This window comes from Paenibacillus athensensis (assembly GCF_004514475.2).
Classification (GTDB): Bacteria; Bacillota; Bacilli; order Paenibacillales; family NBRC-103111; genus Paenibacillus_AL; species Paenibacillus_AL athensensis.
The window spans coordinates 117,604-141,348 of record NZ_MYFO02000002.1 but is presented as its reverse complement, the minus strand read 5'-3'; the positions used below and the strand labels follow the sequence as shown (position 1 = coordinate 141,348).

At 56.5% G+C, this 23,745-nt stretch carries 17 protein-coding genes and 1 pseudogene; 4 read left to right on the top strand and 14 right to left on the bottom strand.

Annotated elements, in window-relative coordinates:
• Positions 1-26 precede the first annotated feature (26 nt).
• The 4 genes from B5M42_RS04640 to B5M42_RS04625 form a co-directional block, all read right to left on the bottom strand.
• Entirely contained in the window at positions 27-989 is a 963-nt protein-coding gene (locus B5M42_RS04640; protein ID WP_134756807.1) for a phosphatidylglycerophosphatase A family protein, read from the bottom strand.
• 104 nt (positions 990-1,093) lie between these two features.
• The gene (locus B5M42_RS04635) at positions 1,094-2,080 is read right to left on the bottom strand and encodes an MBL fold metallo-hydrolase (protein ID WP_134756809.1); all 987 of its coding nucleotides are present in this window, start codon (positions 2,078-2,080) and stop codon (positions 1,094-1,096) included.
• On the bottom strand, positions 2,077-2,808 hold the full coding sequence (locus tag B5M42_RS04630; protein WP_134756811.1) for a class I SAM-dependent methyltransferase: 732 nt from the start codon (positions 2,806-2,808) through the stop codon (positions 2,077-2,079). The genes B5M42_RS04635 and B5M42_RS04630 overlap by 4 nt, the downstream gene beginning before the upstream one ends.
• An 86-nt stretch (positions 2,809-2,894) precedes the next feature.
• Positions 2,895-3,587: a DUF6483 family protein gene (locus B5M42_RS04625; protein WP_134756813.1), complete on the bottom strand. Its 693-nt coding sequence runs from the start codon at positions 3,585-3,587 to the stop codon at positions 2,895-2,897.
• A gap of 260 nt (positions 3,588-3,847) precedes the next feature.
• Here B5M42_RS04625 and B5M42_RS04620 point away from each other — a divergent pair, with 260 nt between their 5' ends.
• Positions 3,848-4,069 (top strand): helix-turn-helix domain-containing protein, encoded by a 222-nt coding sequence (locus B5M42_RS04620; RefSeq protein ID WP_028556998.1) that lies wholly within the window; start codon positions 3,848-3,850, stop codon positions 4,067-4,069.
• A gap of 156 nt (positions 4,070-4,225) precedes the next feature.
• Here B5M42_RS04620 and B5M42_RS04615 read toward each other — a convergent pair whose 3' ends face one another.
• The 3 genes from B5M42_RS04615 to B5M42_RS04605 all read right to left on the bottom strand — a co-directional run bounded on the left by B5M42_RS04615 (position 4,226) and on the right by B5M42_RS04605 (position 5,552).
• Complete coding sequence (locus B5M42_RS04615; RefSeq protein ID WP_134757830.1) at positions 4,226-4,615, bottom strand: aspartyl protease family protein; 390 nt, start codon at positions 4,613-4,615, stop codon at positions 4,226-4,228.
• Positions 4,612-4,872, bottom strand: coding sequence for a hypothetical protein (locus tag B5M42_RS04610; protein ID WP_134757828.1), 261 nt, complete (start codon positions 4,870-4,872; stop codon positions 4,612-4,614). The genes B5M42_RS04615 and B5M42_RS04610 overlap by 4 nt, the downstream gene beginning before the upstream one ends.
• Positions 4,873-4,967: 95 nt before the next feature.
• A complete protein-coding gene (locus B5M42_RS04605; RefSeq protein ID WP_230632678.1) occupies positions 4,968-5,552 on the bottom strand; it encodes a hypothetical protein in 585 nt (194 codons plus the stop codon).
• Between the two features lie 572 nt (positions 5,553-6,124).
• Here B5M42_RS04605 and B5M42_RS04600 point away from each other — a divergent pair.
• A pseudogene (locus B5M42_RS04600) lies at positions 6,125-6,229 on the top strand (LuxR C-terminal-related transcriptional regulator); the annotation flags it as partial.
• A 243-nt stretch (positions 6,230-6,472) separates the two neighbouring features.
• Here the strand turns inward: B5M42_RS04600 and pgmB are convergent.
• From pgmB to B5M42_RS04585, 3 genes are read right to left on the bottom strand one after another with little or no spacing between them, the layout of a single operon-like run.
• Positions 6,473-7,117, bottom strand: a complete 645-nt coding sequence (gene pgmB / locus B5M42_RS04595) for a beta-phosphoglucomutase (RefSeq protein WP_134757817.1) — start codon at positions 7,115-7,117, stop codon at positions 6,473-6,475.
• Positions 7,118-7,154: 37 nt separating this feature from the next.
• Positions 7,155-9,452, bottom strand: a complete 2,298-nt coding sequence (locus tag B5M42_RS04590) for a glycoside hydrolase family 65 protein (protein WP_134757815.1) — start codon at positions 9,450-9,452, stop codon at positions 7,155-7,157.
• A 34-nt stretch (positions 9,453-9,486) separates the two neighbouring features.
• Entirely contained in the window at positions 9,487-11,754 is a 2,268-nt protein-coding gene (locus B5M42_RS04585; RefSeq protein WP_230632675.1) for a glycoside hydrolase family 65 protein, read from the bottom strand.
• A gap of 228 nt (positions 11,755-11,982) precedes the next feature.
• On the opposite strand from B5M42_RS04585, the gene B5M42_RS04580 reads away from it, so the two are divergent.
• Complete coding sequence (locus B5M42_RS04580; protein WP_134757118.1) at positions 11,983-12,270, top strand: hypothetical protein; 288 nt, start codon at positions 11,983-11,985, stop codon at positions 12,268-12,270.
• Positions 12,271-12,402: 132 nt separating this feature from the next.
• Here B5M42_RS04580 and B5M42_RS04575 read toward each other — a convergent pair whose 3' ends face one another.
• The 4 genes from B5M42_RS04575 to B5M42_RS04560 are packed head-to-tail and all read right to left on the bottom strand — an operon-like array spanning position 12,403 to position 17,828.
• Positions 12,403-14,055, bottom strand: coding sequence for a thiamine pyrophosphate-binding protein (locus B5M42_RS04575; protein WP_167690299.1), 1,653 nt, complete (start codon positions 14,053-14,055; stop codon positions 12,403-12,405).
• Positions 14,042-15,850 (bottom strand): GAF domain-containing sensor histidine kinase, encoded by a 1,809-nt coding sequence (locus tag B5M42_RS04570; RefSeq protein WP_167690302.1) that lies wholly within the window; start codon positions 15,848-15,850, stop codon positions 14,042-14,044. Before B5M42_RS04570 ends, B5M42_RS04575 begins: the two co-directional genes overlap by 14 nt.
• Before the next feature lie 26 nt (positions 15,851-15,876).
• Positions 15,877-16,770, bottom strand: a complete 894-nt coding sequence (locus tag B5M42_RS04565; protein ID WP_167690304.1) for a diguanylate cyclase — start codon at positions 16,768-16,770, stop codon at positions 15,877-15,879.
• Positions 16,771-16,787: 17 nt separating this feature from the next.
• Positions 16,788-17,828: an HD-GYP domain-containing protein gene (locus B5M42_RS04560; RefSeq protein ID WP_134757126.1), complete on the bottom strand. Its 1,041-nt coding sequence runs from the start codon at positions 17,826-17,828 to the stop codon at positions 16,788-16,790.
• A 1,030-nt stretch (positions 17,829-18,858) separates the two neighbouring features.
• Between B5M42_RS04560 and B5M42_RS04555 the strand changes: the two genes are divergently transcribed.
• Entirely contained in the window at positions 18,859-23,652 is a 4,794-nt protein-coding gene (locus B5M42_RS04555) for a DEAD/DEAH box helicase (protein WP_134757128.1), read from the top strand.
• Positions 23,653-23,745: the final 93 nt, after the last annotated feature.

The following is a 23,745-nucleotide window of genomic DNA, read 5'->3' as shown; positions in this document are numbered from 1 at the left end:
TGCTTGCCGTACCTGTTGAACGCCGCTTAATCCTGCGGCTTATTGAAAGTAGATACATTGTTGTGCGCCAGCCGTCCGCACGCCGCTGCCACCAGGCCGCAGACGAGGTCGTCGACGAACGTATTGCATTTGCCTTCGGTATGATCGCTGTCCAGCTCCTTGATGATGCCGGTTTTCGCTTTGTCCAGATAGCCGAAATTGGTCAGCGCAATCGTACCGTACATCAGCGGAATGGCCGTCGCAATCGACTCATCGACGCCAAACAGCCCTTCGTCCATGCCGACGATGTGATTGTATTGCTTGCTGAATTCGCCCTGTTCGACGGCGGAATCGATTTTGATCGCCAATTGCACCGTATGGAACGTTTGCTGCTTGCGCAGCACAGCCAGCACGTGGCGTTCGCACAGCTTGCGGTCGAGGTCCGGCGTATACGGACGCTGCAGGAAGTCGACAATGTCGACGATATCGTCCAGCTTCACGCCCCGCGATTCCAGCAGCTCCAGATTGCGCTGCGTGTAGTCTTCCTTGACGTTGTCGGAAATGACAACGCTTGCGGTCGAAGCGACCAGCGCGCATATGCCTTTGGATACAAACGATTTGGGCCGCTTGTGCGGGAAGAAAAAGCGGAATTTGCAGTCGACGAAACCGAACAGCGAGCTGGCGCCGCTACCGTACATGCCACAAATCGACATAGCAATTGTCCGGTGCAGGTTATACGCCGGGTCTTTCATGCTGGCGTTCAGCTCGGGATCATGCTTGACTTTTTTCTCCAGCTCCAGCAGCGTGGTCATGACATTGTACGTTTCCGTTTTGCTCATGACGCCGATCAGGGTTTCGCTTATGAGGTCAAAGGGAATTTTTTTGATCCCCTTCACTTCAACGAGCAGCCGGGCAACCGCTGCTTCAATATCGCTTTGCGAGAAATGCTGGAAGACCTCTTCCCTCATCTCGTTCAAGATCAGAGATTTTTCTTTCAGAAATGTTCTCATGCTGAATCCCTCCGTAAGTGAGCCGTGAATGTACCGGAGCGAGCTGAGTTTGCGGTGCGCTGCGGTGCAACTATGTATATTCGCGATGCGGCTGCGGTTTTCCTTTAGCGCGCGATATATACGAGGCTCTCGGCTTGCGCATCGAGCGCGCAGATGGCGCCCATCTTCTCCAGCACGATCAGATGAGCGATCGTTTCGGCCAGCGCGAAGCGCAGCTGGTGCACGCTCAGCCGCTCGCCGAACAGCTCGCGGCACAGCGCGTAGGCGCTTTGCGGCCGCTGCAGCTTCCCGGCCATCAGCGCCAGCCGCTCGCGATGGTGCCCGATCAGCTCGGCGCAGCGCGCGCTGAAGCCGCTCCACGGCTCCCGGTGGCCCGGGTACGCCGTGGCGACCTCCAGCCTGGCGACCTGCTCCAGGCTGGTCAAATACGCGCCGAGCGGGTCCGCCTCCACCTGCGGGAGGAAGCTGACGTTCGGCGAGATTTGCGGCAGGACATGGTCGCCGCAAAATACGATATGCGCTTCGGCGTCGAAGAAGATCATGTGCCCCGCGGCATGGCCCGGGGTCTCGATCGCTTCGTACACCCGGTCGCCGAGGCGCACGGGGCCTTCCCGCAGCAGCGTGATCTGCGGCTGCGGGGAAACCATGGGGACGAAGCTGTCCATATGCGTCGTCATCGCTTCGCGCCCGGCGGCGTCAAGGCCGTGCCGGGCGAACAGGTCGAGGAGCAGCGCCGTCATCGGCTGCTCCCCGCCCCACAGGAGCTGCGCCTGCTTCCACCCGGTCTCCGAGAGGAGGACCGGCGCGCCGGCGCGCTCCTGGAACCACCCCGAGAGCCCATAGTGGTCGGGGTGGTGGTGGGTGAGCACAATTTGCTCAATGTGCTCAAAGGCGATGCCACGCGCGTCCAGCACCGCGTGCCAGAGCGCTTCCGCGTCCGGGGTGCGCAGCCCCGGATCGATCAGCGTATAGCCGGAGCCGCCGCGGATCAAATAGCTGTTCACCCAGCGCAGCGGAAACGGCAGCGGCACCTTCACCTGCGTTATCGTATCGGTATGATCGACCACTTGCGTCAACACGCGTTCGCTCATGCTTCCCGATGCCCCACAAAAATCATTCGCGTCGAGCCCTCCGCCGAATACGCCGATCCGTCATAGCCGCCATACACGGCGTCCAAGGTCAAACCTGCCTGCAGCAGCATGCTCTCGAACGCCGAGCGGTCGTACAGCTTGACCTGCTCCAAATATTCGCGCTCCGGCTCGCCCTCGCCCGACAGCACAATCCGCTTGCGCACGCAGCCGTCTTCGATCCGCCGTGTTTCCTGAATCCTTACGCCGTCTTCCGTGCGCTCCGAATACGGCACCAGATGATGGCGGACATATTCCGGATTCAGGTAATCGATCAGAAAAGCGCCGCCCGGCTTGAGCAGCCGGTTCATTTCCTCCAGCACCCGTTCGTTCTCGGCATCGTCGTCAAAATATCCGAACGACGTAAACAGATTCACCACCGCGTCAAACGTCTCGTCCAGCGGCACGCTACGCATATCGCCGCGCAGCCGGCGCACCCGCTTCTCCTGGTCAAGCCTGTCGGCTTCGCCAAGCAGCACATCGGATAAGTCGACCCCCGTTACGCGATAGCCCAAATCGGTCAGCGCCAGCGAGTGACGACCCATGCCGCAGCACAGATCGAGCACCGTCGCCCCTTGCGGCAAACGCAGCCAAGCGGCCATCTGCTTGACTTCTTCGTACGCGCCCTGCATATCTCTATGTTTATAAACGAGTAAATAATCGTCGCCAAAGCTTCGTTGATACCATGCCATGTAATCGAACACCTCATTTTGCCTGAAATCGCTTCCCTGACGGGCAAGCCCTCTTATTATCGCATACCCGGCGCGTTCTGCACCAGCTATTCATCGCCTGCGCTCTGGCTGCGGCACCAAGCCAGCCCCTCCTCGACCTCGGCAGCGCTAAAGCGTCCGGCCGCAAGCTCGCTCTCGGGCCGCTCCCGCAACCGCTCGTAAAACGCAACCCCCTCACGCAACGCCTGCGCGACAGCAGCCGGATCACGCTGCACATCCTCCAGCCACCAGCTCAGCATATCCTCGGCTTTAGCATATTGGCCCACCGCTTCCCAGTATGCAAACAACCGCATCTTGAGCCCTGCGGGCAGGAACTTGCCCTTCAGCAGCTCCAGCGCTTTGCCGATTTGCGGCGAAGCCCATTCCCGCAACTCTGCGGCCTCGTCGGTTGCCGCGCCATCGAGTAGCTCCAGCAGCACTTCGAGCGCCTTCAGATACAGCGCATAAGCCGCAGACGTTTCACCTTGCGCTTCATCCAGCGCGCCTTGCTCCAGCAGCAGCGCCGCCACAGCCACCGCCCGTCCGTGATCTACCGTTCCGTTATAGGTCAGCAGCTGCAAAATATCCCGCCCCGACAACGCCGCAAGCGCCCGCGGATTCATGCCCAGCACGTGCCGGCACGCCTCCTCCAGCAACTCCTGCGCCTTGCCGGGCTGCTGCTGCTCTTTGTGAACCAGGATGCGGTGCAGCACCAGCGTCAACTGCTCGATTTGCTGCATCAAATAATCGCGTCTGAACAAGCGCAGGACTCCTCTCGCGGAAAAACTTCATCCTTTCAGCTTACCATGCGGGAAGCGAAAACTCAAAAGCAGCGGAGCGGCAGCCGCCGTACAGCCGGCACCGCTTTCCGACAGTCGCGCGCGATGCGCAGGCACGGGGCTACGCCCATTTTTGCCCGGAAACCGCACCATCACTTAGGGCTTTTCATACACTGAATTTGACTGTATCCCTAAACCTTGTAACTCCCAATAACCCGAGCAAGGAGGGGTGACACACATCCATGGGCAGCGACCACAAAAACAAATTCCTGTTAACCAACCGGGAACGTGAAGTATTCGAATTGCTGGTTCAAGACAAAACAACAAAGGATATCGCTCAGCAGCTTTTTATCAGCGAAAAAACCGTCCGCAACCATATCTCCAACGTCATGCAAAAATTGAACGTAAAGGGTCGTTCACAAGCCGTAGTCGAACTGATCAAGCTTGGGGAACTCAAGATCTGACACTGCTGGGAGCTCTATCCGATCGGGCCTCTTCTCATGCGTTTTCCGAACAGGAATCGTGAGAGGGGGCTTTTAATTTTTTAGAAAGCAAAAAGAAAACCAAGCGAATGCTAATCAAGCATCGCTCGGTTATGAAGTCTCTATGCACTGGCGAAGTCAAGCAGAGTAATGAATCCACATCGTTTCAAAATCAACCTTCCATTTGGCTTTCATCATAAAATCAATGCCGAGTATTCCATCGAAGCCATAAGGCTCTTGAACGGACCCCAGCTGTACGGGGAATGTTTCCAATTGTACATGCTTGATTCTTAAATGAGGAATGACCTGTTCATAGCAGACTTCACTTGTTCCGCCTACCCCATACATTCGTTTGGCTCTGCCATGAATGAAATCAATGTAAATACCAATTCGGGAAAGTAAATCCGTATCAAATATCGTCGCGGCACATCCTGTATCGAACAAGACATTCGACAGTTGAATGGTCTGGTCATTATGCGTTAAGGTTAAGGAGACAATTGGCAATCCATTATGGAGACGTATGTTCATGTGTGCTGCCGCACTCCTGAGAATATTTCCTCCACGACCTCAACATCAGTTCGGCTGGTATGGAAAACGTACAACTCTCGTGATGGATATAACTTGTGAAAGTGTTTGTACCCACTCCAGGCTTCTTGTGGATTGTCGTAATCTTGAATAACGGTCATGTCCTCAAGATGGCGTAATTGATTGTTTGAACTGGCTTTTAAAGCTTCTACCAATACAAAACAGCTCGGATGTTGTTCCATAATTTGTTCCCATTTCATCAGCTTCACCTCGCTTGATCGTTTGTTTTTATTATAGCATAAACCTTTGAAGAACAATGAATGGTGGCATATAGGGACTTATTATTCATAATATCTTACTTAGAGTTTTTTTGTTGGGTCTGTACATGTATTTGATCTGCAAATACGCTGTGAAGTGTATTTTGATCATCTCTAATGAAGAGATAGTTTCTATCTTGATATACTCGAATGCCTTCAACTTTTTGAACTTGATTATTGAACTGATACTCTACTGTTATATAATCTGTGTCAAATTGGGCAAGGTTTTTCCCGAAGCTTCCTAATTGATAAGCTGTATGCGATACAAATAATGTTACGAAGACAATCAGGAGGAGAGCGCCTAAACCCGCGTATAAAACATTTAAGAGCGCAGCCTTTGATTTCTGATAAATTACCATTGCTCGAGCTGCGGTGATCCTCGGAATAAAATTATCATATGTAGCTAAATTCAAATCAGATTCAGCAATTTCCTTGAGGTTCTTATGTTCGGCTTCTTTACTTTTAAAATATCGTTTATATCCGAAGAAGATAACAATGAGGACAACAATTAACATGTTTCCAGACTGCAAAGAAATGAAAACCTCTCTTTGGAAAGCATCATAGTCAAATGATGGAGCAATCCATGTTAACTCTTGGTGCAGGAAGAAATACTTTACTAACATTTCCCAGAACGATGGGTTTTTAGAAGCGTAAAACAAATAGAACGGGATAAATGGCAGTGCTTTTAGTAAGAACCAATAGACTTTTTGTGAGGTGGGGATTCAGTTACTTATCTATATTTATTTTTGCAGTTGCATTATTCATTTCTGCTTTTTATTACTATGAAAAAAAAGAAGGATCAGATAAGTATAAATTCATACGTCAATGTACTTTATTTTATCTTTACTGAGATTTGTAATTGCTTGTGTCCCTTTAACTATCACTTTTTTTGTTTTGAACAAATTGAAAATGGAAACTTTGTTCAGATACAGCAGTCTGTAAGGCATTAGCTTTGGGGTTGGCAGTAATCTACTTTGTAAACTTTGAACAAGTATTTCCTGAACTGCCAATAACGCAATTAAAACAGAGTATACTTTACAGCTTTGCACTGTACACAGCGTTTGATCGCCTTTCTGACAAATGGACAAAGTCGCTTGGCGGCGACAAGAAAATACGAGGTGAGAATGACGCAGGCATGAAGTCTGTGGAGGAAGAACTACAAAAAACGACTAAACATCAAGCCTCACATTAATTTCGGTGTGTTTCAAACCATATCTCCAACGTCATGCAAAAATTGAACGTAAAGGGTCGTTCACAAGCCGTAGTCGAACTGATCAAGCTTGGGGAACTCAAGATCTGACACTGCTGGGAGCTCTATCCGATCGGGCCTCTTCTCATGCGTTTTCCCAACAGGAATCGCGAGAGGGGCTATTAATTTTGGCCGCTTTTTCCATTATTTTTGTGATATAATAAATAAAAGAGAACTGATGTTCGATCATTGTTTTATTTGGCTGAAATAAAAAGAAAGCAAACCTGAAGATCAGGCCCGCTTTCCTGCAAAGCTTCTATATGAAATGCTAGTTAGTGATCTTCCTTCGACAAGCTATTGATATTGGCCAACCAGTTCGTGGAGCCCGGCAATAACCATGTCCGCTTCCTTCAAAATTTCCGGCTTGCCGATGCCGACTACGCGCATGCCGGCGCGTTTGCCCGCTTCGACGCCCGCTTCCGCGTCCTCGAACACGACACAGTCGGCCGGAGCGAGTCCGAGCCCTTGAGCGCCGAGCAGGAACACCTCGGGATCAGGCTTGGCCGCCGACGTTTTGTTACCGTCGATGATGACGTCGAACAGGCCGGTAATTTTCAGATTGTCCAAAATCATCGGGGCGTTTTTGCTGGCCGAGCCCAGCGCCGTTTTCACGCCGTTTTCGCGCAGCTGCAGCAAGTATTCGCGTGCGCCCGGCAAAATTTCCGATTCGTCCATCGCACGGATGTAATCGACGTACCAGTTGTTTTTCTTTTCGGCCATTGCGAGCTTCTCTTCTTCGCTGGCGCTGATGCCGCCGATTTCCAGCAAAATCTCCAGCGAACGCACCCGGCTGACGCCTTTCAAGCGCTCGTTGTGTTCTTCTGTAAATTCGAAGCCGAGTTCCTTGGCCAAGCGGCCCCATGCCAGAAAATGATATTTCGCCGTATCGACGATTACGCCGTCCAGATCGAATAATGCACCTTTGATATTGTCGAGCATATGTTTGATAGCCTCCCGTGTAGTAGTTCGAAACCGATTAACCGACCCACTCCGCAGGAACGGGCAGCGTAATGCCGTCTGCGCCGATGCTGTAGGTCTGGTCGTAGACCTGAATGTCGACGGCCGAATCGCCTGCGGCCTTGATCGTAACCTGCTCGCGGTTGACGGCTACGCTGATGGCTGCTCCCTTATATAGCAGCTTGAAGCTGTACGAGCTCCAGGCTTGCGGAATCGAAGGCTGGAACAGCAGCATGTCGCCGTCGGAGCGCATGCCGCCGAAGCCGTAAACGATGTTCATCCAAGCCGCTGCAATCGATGTGGTGTGCAAGCCCTCGCGCGTATTGCGGTTGTAGTTGTCGAGATCAAGACGCGTCGCGAATTCGAAAAATTGATACGCTTCTTCATGCTTGCCGATTTCCGAAGCAATGATCGAATGAATCGACGGCGACAGCGACGATTCGTGAATCGTTCTTGGCTCATAATAGTTGTAGTTGGCCGTTTTCGCTTCGCGGGTAAACTCCTGGTTGTATAAGAACATGAACATCAGCACGTCCGGCTGCTTGATCATGTCGTAGCGGTACAAACGGTCATACGACCAATTGGAGTACAGCGGGAAGTCCGTGACCGGGATCGAATGAATATCGATATGCGGCATGTCGAAGAAGCCGTCATGCTCCTCGTAAATGCCTGTTTCCGCTTCGTACGGAATCGCCATATGGTCGGCCAGATGCTGCCAGTTGGCCAGCTCCTCGTCGGTCACGCCTACTTGAGCCGCCACGCTGGCGTAAGCATCGGCCGCTTCGGCTTTCATTTCGCGGACGACTTCAAGCGTGTATTCAAACAGCTTTTTGGCCATGTAGTTAATGTAGCAGTTGTTGTTGACCATCAATTGGAATTCGTCCGGCCCCATGACGCCGTAATAACCGAATTTGCCGGAACGTTGGCCCCATTGGCCGCGACTGGCATAGAAACGGCTGATTTGCAGCAGCATTTCAATGCCCTTCGTCCGGATGAATTCCTTGTCGCCGATGATTTTGTCGTAATGCCAGATACCGTAGGAAATCGCCGTGCCGACGTGCAGCTGCAGGTTGGAGTGCTGCCACAGGTTGCAGCTTTCCGTGCCGTCAATGGTCGCGATCGGGTAGAACGCGCCGTTGCAGTCCACATCCGTACCGCGCTCGATGGCTGCAGCGAGCGATTTGTAGCGGAATTCCAGCAAGCTTTTGGCCGCTTTCGGGTTATTGAACAAGTAGAACGGCAGGCAATACGATTCGGTATCCCAAAAAGCATGGCCGCCATAAGCTTCGCCGGTCAGCCCTTTGGCCCCGATGTTGAGGCCCGGATTGTCGCCGTGGTACGTTTGGTAAAGCTGGAATACGCAGAAGCGAATGCCCTGCTGATTCTCCGGGTCGCCTTCAATCGTAATGTCGGTCGTTTCCCAGACGTTCGTCCAGTACGCTTTTTGATCGGCCAGCAGCGCGTCATAGCTCAGCTTGACGTTGGCGGCGGCAAGCTCCTGTCCTTTGGCCCACAGCGCGGCCGAAGCGACGGAAGCGTCTTTTTCCGCATAGTTGAATGCGACTTTATCAAAGCCAACCGCTTGGCCCGGTACGAGCTGCAGCGTGAACGAATAGCCGATCAACTGCTCCTCTTCAAATGAAGCAAGCTGTGCCTCGGTATGCAGCGCGAAGCTGGCGAACAGCCGGTTGTCGGTATTTTTCGTTTTGGACAGGATGGCGGCTATACCGCCCTGCTCGCCTTTTTGCAGCGTCGTCCACAGGTTCTGGTGCTGGGCTTCGTGGATCGGCGAGAAATCGAGACCGGAACGGACCCACACATCGCCGGTGAAATCAACCGACTCCAGCGTCACGCGCTGACAGCCGACATTCGTATTCGTCATGCCGACGAAACGCTCAAAGCTCACCTTGATGGACGAGCCTGCGGACAGATGCCACACAAATTCGCGGGTAACGGTGCCGCTTTTGAAATCCAGCTTGCGGACAAAACCGCTGATTTTGCTTGTCGCCAGATCCAATTGCTCATCGCCCGCAGTCAGACGGGTATACAGCCAATCAACAGCGTTGACCATAAAACGGACTCGCTTGACGATTCCCTTGTAATGCGCGGAATGATGCGTCTCATCGTACAAGCCGTTAAAATAGCTGCCGACCATGCTGTCGCCGCTGTATCCTTCGTCCGGATAACCCCGAACGCCCATATATTCATTGCCCAATGAGAAAATCGATTCGGACACCCGGTTCCGTTCACGGTCGAATCCTTCTTCCACGACGCCCCACGGGTCGACCTTCAAATATTTGTCTGCCACTTTTGCCATCTTTCGATTCTCCCTTTTCTAGTATGGTTTCGGCTTAATAGGTCTGAACGACCGTTTGTCCGGCTTCGCAGACGACTTCGGCGCCGCCGATGCGGAACAGTTGGGACGAACGGTTCGTCTCCGCGGAAGTAATCCGCACTTCTGACTTGCTGACGTCCACGCTAAACTGCTGGCCCAACACCTGCACGTTAAATTTCATCGCACTCCACTTCGGCGGAAGCGCCGGAGACAGCTTCACTGTACACGTATCGATCCGCACCCCGGCAAAGCCCTGCACCGCCGCCATCCACGCACCGCCATTGGCAGCCGGATGCGTACCGCCGATATACAGCGTGCCAACGTATTGCTTGGAATTGCCGGTCAAATCGATGGTCGCCGTCTTCATGAAGTAACGATAGGCGTATTCGCTATACCCGATATCGGCGGCGATCAGCGCATATACGCACGGGCTCAAGCTGGAACCGTGCTCGGTCCGCGGCTCGTAGAAATCCCAATTCGCTTTCTTCACTTCTCTGGAGAAGCGGTCGCCGAGCATGAACAGCGCCAGGACCGTATCCGCTTGCTTCAAAATTTGCGTCGTCGTCGCCAGGCCATTGCCGCCGCCCAAGTATTCGTTAGGGTTGATGATCCGCGATTTGAGCTCGGGAAGCGTGACGTCCTCCAGCTTGAGGTAGCCGTCGAATTGTTCAATAATGTGGGTTTGCGGGTCCGGCTTCGGCACATACAGTTGAGCCAGCATCGTTTTCAGTTGTTCGATATCGGCTTCATAATCCAGCTTGTCAACCAGCGAGCGGAATACGCCGGCATGCTTGTCCTGCAGAAGCGTCAGCATGGCCAGCGTACTGGAAATTGTCTGCTCGGCCATGTAGTTAGTGAACACGTTGTTGTTGATGCGTTCATGGTACTCGTCCGGTCCGGTGGCGTCGAGAATTTCGAAGCGCTGTTTGTCTACTTTGTAGTAAGCGTAGGAGTAGAAGAAACGCGCGCATTCCATCATCACTTCCGCGCCGCCGTCGAGCAGAATGCTCTCATCGCCGGTACTCGCATAATATTGCCAAATGCCATTGGCGACGTCTGCGCTGATATGCACCTGCTTGTCGCGGAAATACGTCCGCATCGGACGGTTTGTAAACACATCGGTAATGTTGAATAGCGTGCAGGCGTCGTCGCCCGTATCCTGGCTTTCCCAAGCATAAAACGCGCCTTTATAACCGTATTCAGCTGCTTTTCTCCGCGCGCCGTCCAGCGTATGCACGCGATACATCATCAAATTGCGGGCGACCTGCGGGTCCGTATGCAGGAAGAACGGCAGCATAAACATTTCCGTATCCCAGAAAACCGCACCCTTGTACACCTGCCCCGACAAGCCGCGCGCCGGAATCGAAACCTTTTCCGATTCGGTTGGCGCAATGATTAGAAGATGATACAAGCTGTACCGCAAAGCAAACTGCGCCTCTTCGTCTCCTTCAATCGCCACGTCGGAAAGCGCCCACTTGCTCTCCCACTGCGAAGTATGTTTGTCCAGCTGCGCCTCGTAGCCGACAGCCATTGCGTCCGTAACCGCAGCAACCGCTGTTTGTACAGGCTCGGCGTCATCTTGACCGGCCGCAATCGCCACATATTTATAAAACGTATACGTGACGCCTGCCTCGCAATCCAGCAATAGCTTGCGCATGATCGTTTTATCCGTTTGCAGTATGACCTGCTGGACGCTGTCTGCGACCAGCGCTTCCGCTACAACGACCGGCAGACGCAGCTCGTGCGTAATGGCCTGAAGCACGATGGCGCTGCCCTCTACCGAGCTTTGATACTGCTCCAGATGCGGTCCGTTAATGTCCCAAACGTCGCCGTCAATTCCGGTTTCCACCATGACCGAGGTCGGCTGCGAGCAGGTCACGCTGAAACGGGCAACAATCAGATTGAGCGAATCCATGCTGACAAATCGCTCCGCTTGCAGCGTTACCGTGCCGCCATCGACGGCAAATACGGTCTCACGGCGATGTTTCGCGTGACGGATATCAAGCTCCTGCGTATGCGATACCGGCTCCGTCTCCAGCACGCTGAGCAAACGTCCGTTGGCAAACAGCTTCGTCGCCAGACCGTTCGGCGCATTCACCGGCTCGCGCCATTGATCGCCTACCTTATCGTACAGCCCAGCAACCGTTGTTGCCGTCAGCTGGTCTTTAGCAAATTCCTCCAATGTCCCCCGGTACCCCAGAGCCCCGTTGCCTATCATAAACTTGTTGCCGTTCGTTGTGATTTGCGCTTGATTGAATGTCGTTTCCTGCACGGTCCAACTCATTGCCAAGCTCCTTCCAGCGTCAAAATATAAAGCTCCGCCTATTATACTTTGCGCGCATTGGAAACATAAGGAGTGATATTACCTAGATCATGTCAAATATTCTCTTGTTTTGCCGTGGAAGCGCTTTGCCGGGCTAGCGCCCATTTTTCGCGTCCTGCCAATGGGCAAGCATCCATTTCCGAGCGCTGTACATAGGCTGGTGTATAGCAATTAAGGAGGAGATTTCACATGGCTTACGTTGATCCGAATTACCCGTATCCACCCCCTTACCCCTATCCGTACCCTTATCCGTACCCGCAGCCCGATCTGTATCCGGTACCTGTTCCGCTGCCTCTGCCGCTTCCGCTCCCGTATGGCGGGTGGCATGGCGGCTGGGGACCACACGGCGGGTGGCATGGCGGCTGGCATGGCGGTTGGCATGGTGGACACGGCCCTGGGATTGGCCACGGTCCGGGCCACGGTCTGGGGATCGGCCACGGTCCGGGCCACCGCCTGCCGGAGTCCGAAACGCTCTGAGCCGTAGTAGCACAGGCAAAAATGCAAAAACCCTCTCCGCTTCGCCCGTAAAAGGCAAGTGGAGAGGGTTTTTCACATCAGCTAACGCGTTTATTCGATTGTCAAAAACGGATGTCCGTCAAGCCAGGCCTGTCAGTACGTAGCGCCTTGCAAAAATTTGACGCGTTCGCCCATCGGCGGCACTTCGTTGCCGTCAACGACGATTTCCACCACCATCGGCTCGCGGTGCTCCAGCCAATCTGCCATATGCTCGGCCTGGAACTGCTCGTGCGAAGCCGCCTGCGCATAACGCAAGCCGAGCGTGGCCGCCAATGCCGCAATATCGGTACGATTTTGGGAAAAATCGTTCAAGCAGCGCTTGTACTGCAGCATGTGGCCGTGATACACCATGCCAAGACGCGCATTGTTGATGACGAAAAACAGCACCGGCAAGCCGTATTCCTTGGCTGTCAGCACCTCCATGCCGTGCATGAAAAAACAGCCGTCGCCCGTAATGCAAATGACCGGACGGTCAGGCTCGGCAAGCTGCGCGCCCAATGCCCCGCCAATGCCCGAGCCCATCGCACCGAAATTAATGTCGATATCAAAATCCTGCGTATCGCGAACACGCAGGTTTTGGAGGGAATACGTCATAAACTCCCCGATATCGAGATAAAAACGGGCGTTGTCCGGCGCGAACGCGCCGATCTTGCAAATCGCCGCCTGCGTGTTCCACAGCGACGCTTCCTCCTCTAGCGCAGCCGCCGACTGGTCGGCAACCAGCGGCCAATCGCTGTTCTCTACCGGCTTGATCACATCCAGCAGCGCTTCTACGCTCTGCCGGGCGTCGCCGCACAGGTTGAGCGCGGCTTTATACATCTTATCGAATTCCGCAACGTCGTAATCGATATGGATCAATCGCTTGCCCCGCACCAGCTCCGGGGCCCAGTTGCCCGTCGCCAGCTCGCCCAGGCTGGTGCCGATCGCCAGGAGCACCTCGGGCATCGGCCCGTTCAGGTGCTCCACGGCTTGGGCGTTGCCGGCTAGGCCGTAAACGCCCAGGGACAGCGGGTGGTCCTCCGGGAACGCGCCTTTGCCGCGCGGCGTCGTGGCTACCGGCCACCCGGTCGTCTCCGCGAGCCGCCGCACCGCGGCCGCGGCCGATTTGGCGCCATGCCCGAGCAGCAGGGCGCCGCGTTCGCCGGCCGTCAGCACGAGCCGGCCGGCCTCGACGACAAGCGCCGGGTCGGGCGCTTGCAGCTGCAGCGGCGGCTGGTACGGGAAGGCCGCCGCTGCTCCTTCGCCGATATCCGTCATCTGGATATCGATGGGGATGGCGACGTGCACCGGCCCGGGGATGCCGCTTTGCGCCGTATGCAGCGCTTCGGCGATCGTCTGCGGCAGCAGCTTCGCGTCCAGCACGGTCGTGCTGAGCTTCGTCACCGGGGCAAAAATCGGCTCGGCATCCAGCTCCTGCGCGCCCCCCTTGCCGAGCTTCGACGTGGGCACCGCCCCGGTGATGAATAACACCGGCAGCTTCTCGCGCCAGGCGTGAGCTGCCGGTGTTACCAGGTTTGTTGCACCCGGCCCGCTGGAGCCGACGCAGATGGAGGGAATGCCGGTAATGCGGGTGTAGGCGGAGGCCATGTACCCTGCGCTCGTTTCATGCTTCACGACAATCGGCTGCAATTCCGGCATATCCAGCAAGGCGTCGTATAACGCGTTAATTGAGCCCGCTGGAATGCCAAAGACGTACCGGATACCTTGAGCGCTGAGTCCACGCAGCGCCGCTTCAATTGCCCGCATGTTGCACCAACCTCTCTTTCGGCAGCGTGAAAGCAAACAACGAGCCTTGGGCCTCTTGGCTTTCAAACCAGATGCGCCCTCCATGCAGCTCGATCAGCTGCTTGGAAATCGCCAGCCCCAGACCGGTCCCTTTCAACTGATTATTAACTTGATAGAACTTGGTAAATATATATTTTTGTTTTTCCTGCGGTATGCCCATGCCTGTATCTTGAATTTCTACGACAAGCCCTGTCTCGCGCATCGAGCAGCGAATCGTAATTTTACCGTGCTCCGGCGTAAATTTGTTGGCGTTGGAAATGAGATTGAGCAAAATTTGCAGCACGCGCTGGTGATCGGCCTTCAGCAGCACGTCGCCTGCGCTCTCCAGCACCAGCGTCTGGTGCTTTTTCTCGATCAGCGGTTCCATAATTCGCGACGCTTCGATGAGAATGTCGTCTGCAGCGGCAATAGTTTCGTTCAGCTCGAAGCGTCCGCTTTCCAGCTTGGCGAAATCCAGCAGCTCGTTCACCTGATTGAGCAGCCGTTCAATCGCTTTGTTGGACGTGTCCATCAAATCCAGTTGGGCCGCGTTCAGCTCGCCGAGAATGCCTTTTTTCAAAATATCAACCGAGCCCTTGATCGCGGTAATCGGCGTGCGCAGCTCATGTGACAGCGAAGCGATAAAATCATTTTTCAACTCGTTCAGCTGTTCCAGCTCCTTGACGAGCCCTTCCAGCTTGAAGTTGGCCTGCTGCAGCTCCAGCGTGCGCTCTTTGACCAGATTGTCCAGATTTTCCGTATGCATGACGTTCGACAACGCGGTGGCGCTAACATCGGCAATCGACTGGCAAAATTCAATTTCACTTTCTGTATACGTGCGCGGAGCGCCAATCGCCGGAATGACCATGGCCCCGAATACAACGCCTTTGGCTACAAGCGGAATCGCGAGCAGACTTTGAATGCCAAAGCTGCGCAGCGCTTCATGATTCGGACGCGGATCAGCGAATACGTCGGTGATGGCAATCGCTTTTTTATGCACGATCACTTCATAGAACAGCCGGTCGACGTCAATGCTCATATTGATGCCCCGACGATGCTTCTCCCGCCATTCCGGCTCAGGCACGTTTTCCGAGGAAATATGAAACGGGTAGAGCGCGCGTTCCTTTTCGTTATACAAATAGGTGCTCACATCGGGCGAACCCGCGGCTTTTTTCATATAGGCAAAACAGGTCTTGAGCACTTCGCCCACGGAAAACGAGTTGGACAAGGCGTTCGTCGCATCCAAAAGCAGCTGCTGGCGCTCCAGTAAAAGCTGCCGCTGCTCGAACATCTGGAAATTGCGGATCGCCACGCTCGCCATGATCACGAACGCTTCCGTCACCTTAATCTGTTCTTCGGTCACCCGCATCGACTTTCCGAAATCGTGCACAAAAACAAGCCCAAACACGTCATCCTCCACGATGACGGGGATGCCCAGCAAGGATTGAATTTTCAGCAATTGCACCTTGGCTTGATCAGGACGCAGGTCGAGGCTCGTGTCGGGAATGTAGTCCAGATCGCCGGAAGTAAGAATATCCCGCACGAACGCGTCGGTCTCCGGATCGATAACCAGCTCCGTAATGTCCACGGGCAGCTTGTTGCCTTTGTAGCCGCGGAACGTACCGTCCTCCTGCTTGAGAAAAAATCCGACCAGATCGGCTTGCGCAATCTCGCTTGCGATCGCTTCGACCAGCACCTGCAAGATTTCCGACAGCTCGAACTTGGAGTTGATGACCTTCGTCATATGAAACAGTTTTTGATAGCTCTTCAGCTGCATGGCTCCACCCTCTTTTTCCTCATAGGTTAACATCCGAATACCTGGTTTCGTCCGTGGTGCTTGGCGCTGTACAGGGCGTTATCGGCACTGGCGATAACAGCGGCCAATTCCGGCTGCGGCGCTTCCGCCGACAAGCCGATGCTTACCGTGGCGCGCACCAGCTGATCACAGTTGGTTTGAATGGCAAGCCCTGTGACGTCCTGCAAAATGGCGTTCGCCAGCCGCAGGGCATCTTCTCCTTTTCCGAACAGCACTAAAAACTCGTCCCCTCCGTAACGAAAGGCAAGGTCCTGGTGAGTATCAATATGGGATAAAATAACGCGGGATGTCTCCTTCAGCACGAGATCGCCGACCAAGTGACCGAAATTGTCATTGATGTCTTTAAAATGGTCCACGTCGACCATCATCGCCTTGACGAAGCTGCGGCCCTGGCCGCTGGCGGCAAGCTGCTCGACGTGGGTTAAATACGTGCGATTATATAAACCGGTTAACGAATCGATATACGCGAGCGCGGACAGATGCGCGTTCTCCTTCTGCAGCTCCTGCAGCTTGGCGCGGTGCTCGAGCACGATAGAAACTTTTTTCTCCAATAAATCGAGGTCAAACGGCTTGGTCAAATAATCGGTTGCGCCGAGCTGCAAGCCGAGCATCATGTCCTCTTTCTGCACCTTGGCCGAAAGGAAAATGATCGGGATGTTGAAATCGGGGCGCTCCCGCCAGCGTTTGGCCACAATAAAGCCTGAAAGATCGGGCATCATCACATCGAGCAGGATGACGTCCGGGCGTACCTGATCCACCATAAGCAAAGCTTGTTCCCCGCATTCGGCCTCGTAAATGTCGTAGTTCAACGATCTTAAAAAAATGCGTAAGATCTCCAGGTTGTGCGGTTCATCGTCTACGAGTAAAATGCGTTTCTTCACTATCCATGATCCACCTTTCATTCAAACGATTGGAGCAGCTTCATCTTTTTCTGCTCGTTCAGTACATCCATGAACGCATGGATCAGGGTCTCGTCGAATTGAGTCCCTGCATGCATCAGCATCTGTTCTTTCACCTCTTCAATGCTTAATGAGGAGCGGTAAACCCGGGTTGACGTCATCGCGTCGAAGGCGTCGGCCAGGCTCACAATGCGCACCTGCAGCGGAATTTGATCGCCGGTAAGCCCGTCGGGATATCCCAGACCGTCCATCCGCTCGTGATGCCAGCGAACGACAGGCAGCATCGGCTCGACGTCGGGGTACTCCTTGAGCAGCTCGTAGCCGAGCACCGGGTGCTTCTTGATGACCTGAAATTCCTCATTGGTCAGCTTGCCTGGCTTGAGCAAAATACTGTCGGGAATCGCCAGCTTGCCGATATCGTGCAGCAAAGACGAAATCTTCAGCTGCTCCATAATCGGAAACGGCAGCCCGAGCCGATTGCCCAGCAGCGCGGAGTAGAACGATACGTTGTAGCAGTGGTTCACGGTAAAAGCATCTTTGATCCGCAGCGTATTGACTAAATTTTCATACGTTTTAAGCTGCAGGAGCTGCCTTCGAAAATGAATCTTTTCGATCAGATGCTCCATATGCAGCCGGATCAGGTTGCACACTTCCAAGGCGTCCTCGGGAGGCTGCACCAATTCCTCAAAGCAAAAGGCCAACACGCCGCTGCAGGTATCGCCAAGCAAGCGGAACGCGAAAACCGATTGGAAGGAGGAATCGGCAAACTCCGGAGAAATGGCGGATACGAGGTTGCCGCCTTCGGGAATCGTTGCGAACAAATCCGTGTGCAGCGCGATACGCTTCAATCTGGTCAATTCAGCGTCGGAAAGATTCGTGTGATACACATCCACCTGATCGCTTCCGTGCTTTTTGTTCCACAAGAGTACACAAATCTGCTCACTGCCCAAAAATGATTTGGAGAAGCCGCGTAAGTGTTCCAGCGATTCCGCAATCGAATCTGAGCTTAGCACATTTTTAAAAAAGTGTGTTTTCTCCATCCGATCCTACCTTTTCTCCTGAATGCCGTAGTGTTACTAGGAGTTATTCACCAAGAACCGACAATTTCCTTCTTCAATGATGCATTTTTTGTTAATGTTTACACTCTAAATATAAATTCGACTACTTTCGACATAAAGCAACAAGATTTTGTCAGTTTTACCTTCCAATTCTTGGGGTTTTCGGAAGAAGATAAAAACCCCAGATCGCGCATGGGGCGCGGGATTTCAGGGATTGCCGCTCTGGAGGGAGCGACGGGGTCGCAACGAGTCCGCCGCGTTGGCGCGGGGCTGTGAAGCGGCGGCCAATAAACGGCCAAGGCACTTCGGGGGAGGTGCGATGGAGTCGGCGGTGCGGACGGCGGGAGGCTCGGGCGGACGTGGCAGGCGGCGGCGCGGAGGGCGAGCTGCTTGGGCAGACGAGGATGGCCGCGTTCGCGGAGCGAGTGGCTTGAGCGGACGCGGAGGGCGGCGTTTCGGGGGACGAGCTGCTCAGGCGGACGTGCTTGGACGCGCTCGCGGAGCGAGTGGCTTGAGCAGACGCGGCAGGCGGCGGCGCGGAGGGCGAGCTGCTTGAGCGGACGCGGAGGGCGGTGCTTCGGGGGACGAGCTGCTCAGGCGGACGCGGTTGGACGCGCTCGCGGAGCGAGCTGCTTGAGCGGACGCGGAGGGCGGTGCTTCGGGGGACGAGTTGCTCAGGCGGACGCGGTTGGACGCGCTCGCGGAGCGAGCGCTTAGGCGGACGTGGAGGGCGGCGATTCGGGGGACGAGCTGCTCAGGCGGACGCGGTTGGACGCGCTCGCGGAGCGAGCTGCTTAGGCGGACGCGGAGGGCGGCTTGGGCGGACTTTGAGGGCCCAGCAGACGATAGACGTTTTTCCATGAGACCTGCTCCAAAGAGCGAAGGGCCTGAGCGCTTGTTCGCCATAAGACGGCCCTCCCCCTTTGCCCCACTTGCTCTTGGCTCTCAGCTGGCATGCTTGCGGGCATTATGCTATGTTGAAGACAAAGATCAACCGGAAAGAGGGTTCGCCATGCGGGATAAACACGCAGCGGATTTTGGATTTGATAACGTACTGAGCAGTTGGTTCACCAAACGGTTCGGTCTGCCGACCGGCGTGCAGCAGCAGGCTTGGGCGCAAATAGCCGGGGATGGGCACATCTTGATCTCGTCGCCAACCGGGTCGGGAAAAACGCTCGCCGCCCTGCTTCCCTGTCTGGACGGCGTTGTGCAAGAAAAGCGTAGCTCTGCGAAGGACTACGCTTCTGGCGTTCGCGTACTCGTCGTCACGCCGTTAAAAGCTTTGAACAACGACATTCACCATCATCTGCTCGGTTTCATGCAGGAAATTGCAGCGGAAGCCGAGCTCCAGACGTTGGGGCGCCCTCTTGCAGAAGTATCCGATACGAGTCCAACAAGCGCCAAGGGCGCAGACGACGCCCCTTGGCCCGGCATTTCCGTTGGCGTCCGCACAGGCGACACATCGCAAAGCACGCGCGCTTCGATGCTCAAGCATCCGCCGGATGTGCTGGTGACGACCCCGGAATCGCTTTATTTGCTGCTCACCTCGCCCCGGGCGCGGCAGATGCTGCGAACGGTCAGGCAGGTTGTGGTTGATGAAATCCACGAGCTGGCAGCCGATAAGCGCGGCATGCACCTATCGCTGACCCTCGAACGGCTGGATGCTTGGTGCGGACGACCCGCGCAGCGCATCGGCGTCTCGGCGACGCAAAAGCCGATCGAACGGGTGGCGCGCTATCTCGGCGGCTGGACGAACGGTCAGCCGCGAGCGGTTGCTATCGTTGAAAGTGCGGCGGACAAGCGATACGACCTGCTGTTGACGGTTCCCGAGCCTGTGCGTCCCGGATACGGCGCTGACCGCGAGGCCATTTGGACGCCGCTGGTGCAGCGCATTCTTCAAGTCATGGAAGGATGCAGAGCGGCGCTTGTGTTTGTCAACAGCCGCCGGTTGTGCGAACGGCTGACGCTGCGACTGAACGACCATGCCGGGTATGAGCTGGCGCGCAGCCATCACGGCAGCGTTGCCCGGGAAAAACGGCTGGAGGTCGAGCGTTTGCTGAAAGCCGGCGAGCTGCGCTGCCTCGTGGCCACCTCGTCGCTGGAGCTTGGCATCGACGTCGGGCATGTCGATCTGGTCATCCAGATCGACTCCCCGCAAAGCGCCGCTGCCGGCATCCAGCGCGTCGGACGCGCCGGCCATTCCGTCGGCGGCGTCAGCCGCGGCGTGCTGCTGGCCCGCAGCCGCAGCTCCCTGCCCGAGCTTGCCGTGCTCGGGCGGCGCATCGCCGCTCGCGACATCGAGGCCATCCGCGTGCCGCGCGGCAGCCTCGATGTGCTCGCGCAGCAAATCGTCGCCATGATGGCCGGCGGCGACGAATGGGAGCTGCCCGAGCTGCTGCGCCTGCTCGGGCAGAGCGACAGCTTCCGCGCCATGTCTCGCGACAAAGTGACGGCGATGCTGGACGTGCTCTCCGGCTTGTATCCGTTCGTGCGCCCGCTTATCGCCTGGGACCGCGACGCCGACCGCTTGCGGGCGCTGCCGGTCACCTCCGTCGCCGCCCTGACAGGAGCCGGCACCATCCCGCAAAGCACGGCATATCCCGTGCATCACAATGAGTCCGGGCTGCGCCTCGGCGAACTGGATGAGGAATTCATCCAGGAGTCGTCCGTTGGCGACGTGTTCCAGCTCGGCACCTCGTCCTGGCGCATCGTGCGCATTCGCCCGGAGCGGGTCTATGTCAGCGAGTCGGAAAACCGCTACAGTGAAATTCCGTTTTGGCGGGGCGAAGCCGGCAGCCGATCTTTTGAGCTGGGAGCGGAAACCGGGCGGCTTTGGCGCGAGCTGAGTGAACGGCTGAGGGGCAGCCTGGACGAAGGCGGCTTCACCGGCCTGTCTGAAGCGCAAGATGGCGAACGGGCGGCGGCCGCAAACGGCAAACCTGAAGCCAGCTCCGATCCGCAGGAAAAACACAGCGAACACTCCTTGCAGGATAGCGCCGAGGATGCCCCGGACGCAGCCCTGGCTCTGAACGGACCGGCGACCGAAGCGGAAGCGGCAACCGAAGCTGGAGCAGCAGACGCAAGCCGCAAGGCCAAAGACGCGGCGGCATTAAGCTGGCTCATGAGCGAATGCTTCATGGACGCCGCGGCGGGCAGCCAGCTCATCGCTTTTGTGCGCAGCCAAATGGCGGCCCACGCCGTACCGACGGACCGGACCGTCGTGCTGGAAAGCTTCGCCGATGAGCATGGGCAAACGCACATCGTCCTGCACAGCCTGTTCGGCCGCAGATTGAATCGCGCCTGGTTAATGGCGCTCGAAAGCAAGCTGCGCGTTCACGGCTGGACGCCGTTGTACTCCAATGCCAAGGATAATGGCATTGAGCTGGTGCTGCGGCTGGAGGGCAGCGGACAAATCGCCGCCGTTACGCAGCAGTTGATTGCGCTGCGCGCCGATGAAGCTGAGCAGTTGCTCAGCGAAGCCGTAGCCGGCTCGCCCATGTTCGCCGCCGCCTTTTCACGGCTCGCCGAGACCTCGCTGCTGCTCTCGCGCAGCTTTGAGCGCATGCCGGCGTGGAAAAAGCGGATGCGCAGCGAAGAGCTGCTCAAAGCATCGCTTCCATATAAAGAGCGCTTCCCGCTGCTGCAGGAAGCCGTGCGCGAATGCCTCGAAGAGCAGCTTGACGCCGCGCGGCTGCAGACGCTGCTGACCGAAGCCGCGGCGGGCAGACTGACGTTTGCTGTACGTCACAGCTTGTACCCTTCGCCGCTCGCTGCGGCTTTTCAAGCCGATTACGTACAGACAAAGCTGTACGAATCGGATGCGCTGCCGCGCGACCTGCAGCTGGAGCTCGTTGGATTCAGCCGGCAGTTAGCCGCAGAGGTATTCGGCCCGGAAGCGGTGCGGCAAGCGATCGATCCGCAGGTGCTCGCCGCCGAAGCCGCGCGGCTGGAGCGCGGCACTCCCGCGCACGCCGCAGCGCCCGACGGACCGGACAGCTTGCTGCGGCTGCTCAAGGAGCAGGGCGACAGCTCGCGAGCCGAGCTGGAGCGGGCGATTCCCGCGGAGCAGCTCGACGGCTGGCTGGACGCGCTGCTCACTGACCGCCGGGCGCAAGCGGTCGCTTGTGGCGGCGAATCGCGCTATATCAGCAGCGATGAGCGCGAGCTTTACGCCGATGTCCACGTTTCCGCGTTCGCGCAAAGCTTTATCCTGCAGCGGTACGCCGACCGCGTGCTGTCGTTTACTGCCGCTACGCTGGCTGAGCGGTACGGGCTTGACGCAACGGCAGCAGCCAACTGGATTCAGTCGACGGCTGCTTCGGGCGCGGTACAGCCGGCCCCGTTCGCTGCAGGCGAAGACGAGGGATTGTGGACAAGCGGCAAAATCGCTTCACGGCTCATCCGCATGTCGCTGGAGGCATACCGGCGCGCCGAAGACGCGGTTTCTCCGTTCGACTACTGGCGTTCCATGCCATTGCGCGAGCAGCTTGGCCGCAGCGCAGCGCCGGGAACCGAAGGACTCCGCGAAGCGTTGCGCAGTCTCGAGGGCTTATTCCTGCCGGTTTCCCTCTGGGAATCCGTGCTTCTGCCTTCGCGGCAGACCGGCTACCGCAAGCAGGAGCTTGATCTGCTCTGCGCCTCCGGCGAGCTGGTGTGGGTAGGGCGTCAGGAACCGGAAGAAAAAGAAGGCCGAATCGCCTTCTTTCTTCAAGATTCTCCCGACGGCAAGCTGCTGCTGGCTCCCTGTCTGGAGCGAGCGGCGCTTCGTCCCCCTTCCCGCCCGGCGCTGCTGGAGCTGATCCGCAGCAAGGGCGCGAGCTTCCTGAGCAGACTCAGTCTGGAAGCCGGCCAACCGCCGTCCGCGCTGCTCGGCGAGCTGCTGGATCTGGTCTGGGACGGACGTATCGCCAACGACCAGTTCGCGCCGCTGCGCCTTCACGCTGCTGCAGCGAAACGCAGCGCCCCGAAGGGCGACAAATTCCAGTCCGGCCTGGGCCGCTGGTATGCGCTGGAAACGACTGCCGACCGGGCCTATGACCGGGAAGCGGCTGCGCTGCTATGGACGCGCCATCTGCTCGACCGCTTCGGCATCATGACCAAGGATGTAGCCGAAGCCTATTCGCCCTATACATGGGATGTCCACCTGCCTGCCCTGCGCCAGTTGGAGCTGTGGGGCCTTGTCGTCCGCGGTTTGTTTATCCGCGACCTGCCTGCCTTGCAGTTCGCCGCCAAGACGTTTCTCGATAGGCTGCGCCGCACGTTGCCCGCAAATACCGTTCCTGCCGGCGAGCCGACGCTCATCTGCGCACTTGATCCGGCCAACCCGTTTGGACTGATCGTGCCGTGGCCGTCCGTCAAGGGCGCAACCTTCGCCCGCAAAAACGGCAATTTTCTGCTGGTCCAAGGCGGAAGCTGGCTGTATTGGATCGAAAATAACGGACGGCGCATATACAGCATGAGCCATGCCGCGCTCGCCACAACAGCAGGCCCCACGCTCACAATCCGGCCGGATCGCAGTTCGGACCTCGACCCGAGCCTGTCGGCAGACGCAGGATCAGCCTTTTCGCCGCAAGCTCGGGAAAGCACCGCTGCCGATACGTTAGCCGAAGACGATGCCGCTCAAGCGCTCGAGCGTTTGAAATCAATGTTCCGTTTGTTTCTGCGCTCCCAATCGCTGCGCAAAATCGTCGTCGACTCTTGGAACGGCGTGCGTATCGCCGACGCACCTGAGCGCGAGCTTCTCCAGCGGCTCGGCGCCGAACGCGATCGCAACAGCTATGTGCTGTGGCCCAGTCAGCTGCAGTAAGCGATGCTTAACGGCCCCCTACGGAGCGCCTCCCGGTAAAGCAGTCGTTCCGTCCGCATGCGCAACAAAGAGAACCCGACGCGCGCATGAAGT

Excerpts from the sequence above, each read along its gene's own strand:
- B5M42_RS04640 (WP_134756807.1), bottom strand. The coding sequence starts at position 989 with ATGAGAACATTTCTGAAAGAAAAATCTCTGATCTTGAACGAGATGAGG.
- B5M42_RS04635 (WP_134756809.1), bottom strand. The coding sequence starts at position 2,080 with ATGAGCGAACGCGTGTTGACGCAAGTGGTCGATCATACCGATACGATA.
- B5M42_RS04630 (WP_134756811.1), bottom strand. The coding sequence starts at position 2,808 with ATGGCATGGTATCAACGAAGCTTTGGCGACGATTATTTACTCGTTTAT.
- B5M42_RS04620 (WP_028556998.1), top strand. The coding sequence starts at position 3,848 with ATGGGCAGCGACCACAAAAACAAATTCCTGTTAACCAACCGGGAACGT.
- B5M42_RS04615 (WP_134757830.1), bottom strand. The coding sequence starts at position 4,615 with ATGAACATACGTCTCCATAATGGATTGCCAATTGTCTCCTTAACCTTA.
- B5M42_RS04610 (WP_134757828.1), bottom strand. The coding sequence starts at position 4,872 with ATGAAATGGGAACAAATTATGGAACAACATCCGAGCTGTTTTGTATTG.
- B5M42_RS04605 (WP_230632678.1), bottom strand. The coding sequence starts at position 5,552 with ATGTTAGTAAAGTATTTCTTCCTGCACCAAGAGTTAACATGGATTGCT.
- pgmB (WP_134757817.1), bottom strand. The coding sequence starts at position 7,117 with ATGCTCGACAATATCAAAGGTGCATTATTCGATCTGGACGGCGTAATC.
- B5M42_RS04590 (WP_134757815.1), bottom strand. The coding sequence starts at position 9,452 with ATGGCAAAAGTGGCAGACAAATATTTGAAGGTCGACCCGTGGGGCGTC.
- B5M42_RS04585 (WP_230632675.1), bottom strand. The coding sequence starts at position 11,754 with ATGAGTTGGACCGTGCAGGAAACGACATTCAATCAAGCGCAAATCACA.
- B5M42_RS04580 (WP_134757118.1), top strand. The coding sequence starts at position 11,983 with ATGGCTTACGTTGATCCGAATTACCCGTATCCACCCCCTTACCCCTAT.
- B5M42_RS04575 (WP_167690299.1), bottom strand. The coding sequence starts at position 14,055 with ATGCGGGCAATTGAAGCGGCGCTGCGTGGACTCAGCGCTCAAGGTATC.
- B5M42_RS04570 (WP_167690302.1), bottom strand. The coding sequence starts at position 15,850 with ATGCAGCTGAAGAGCTATCAAAAACTGTTTCATATGACGAAGGTCATC.
- B5M42_RS04560 (WP_134757126.1), bottom strand. The coding sequence starts at position 17,828 with ATGGAGAAAACACACTTTTTTAAAAATGTGCTAAGCTCAGATTCGATT.
- B5M42_RS04555 (WP_134757128.1), top strand. The coding sequence starts at position 18,859 with ATGCGGGATAAACACGCAGCGGATTTTGGATTTGATAACGTACTGAGC.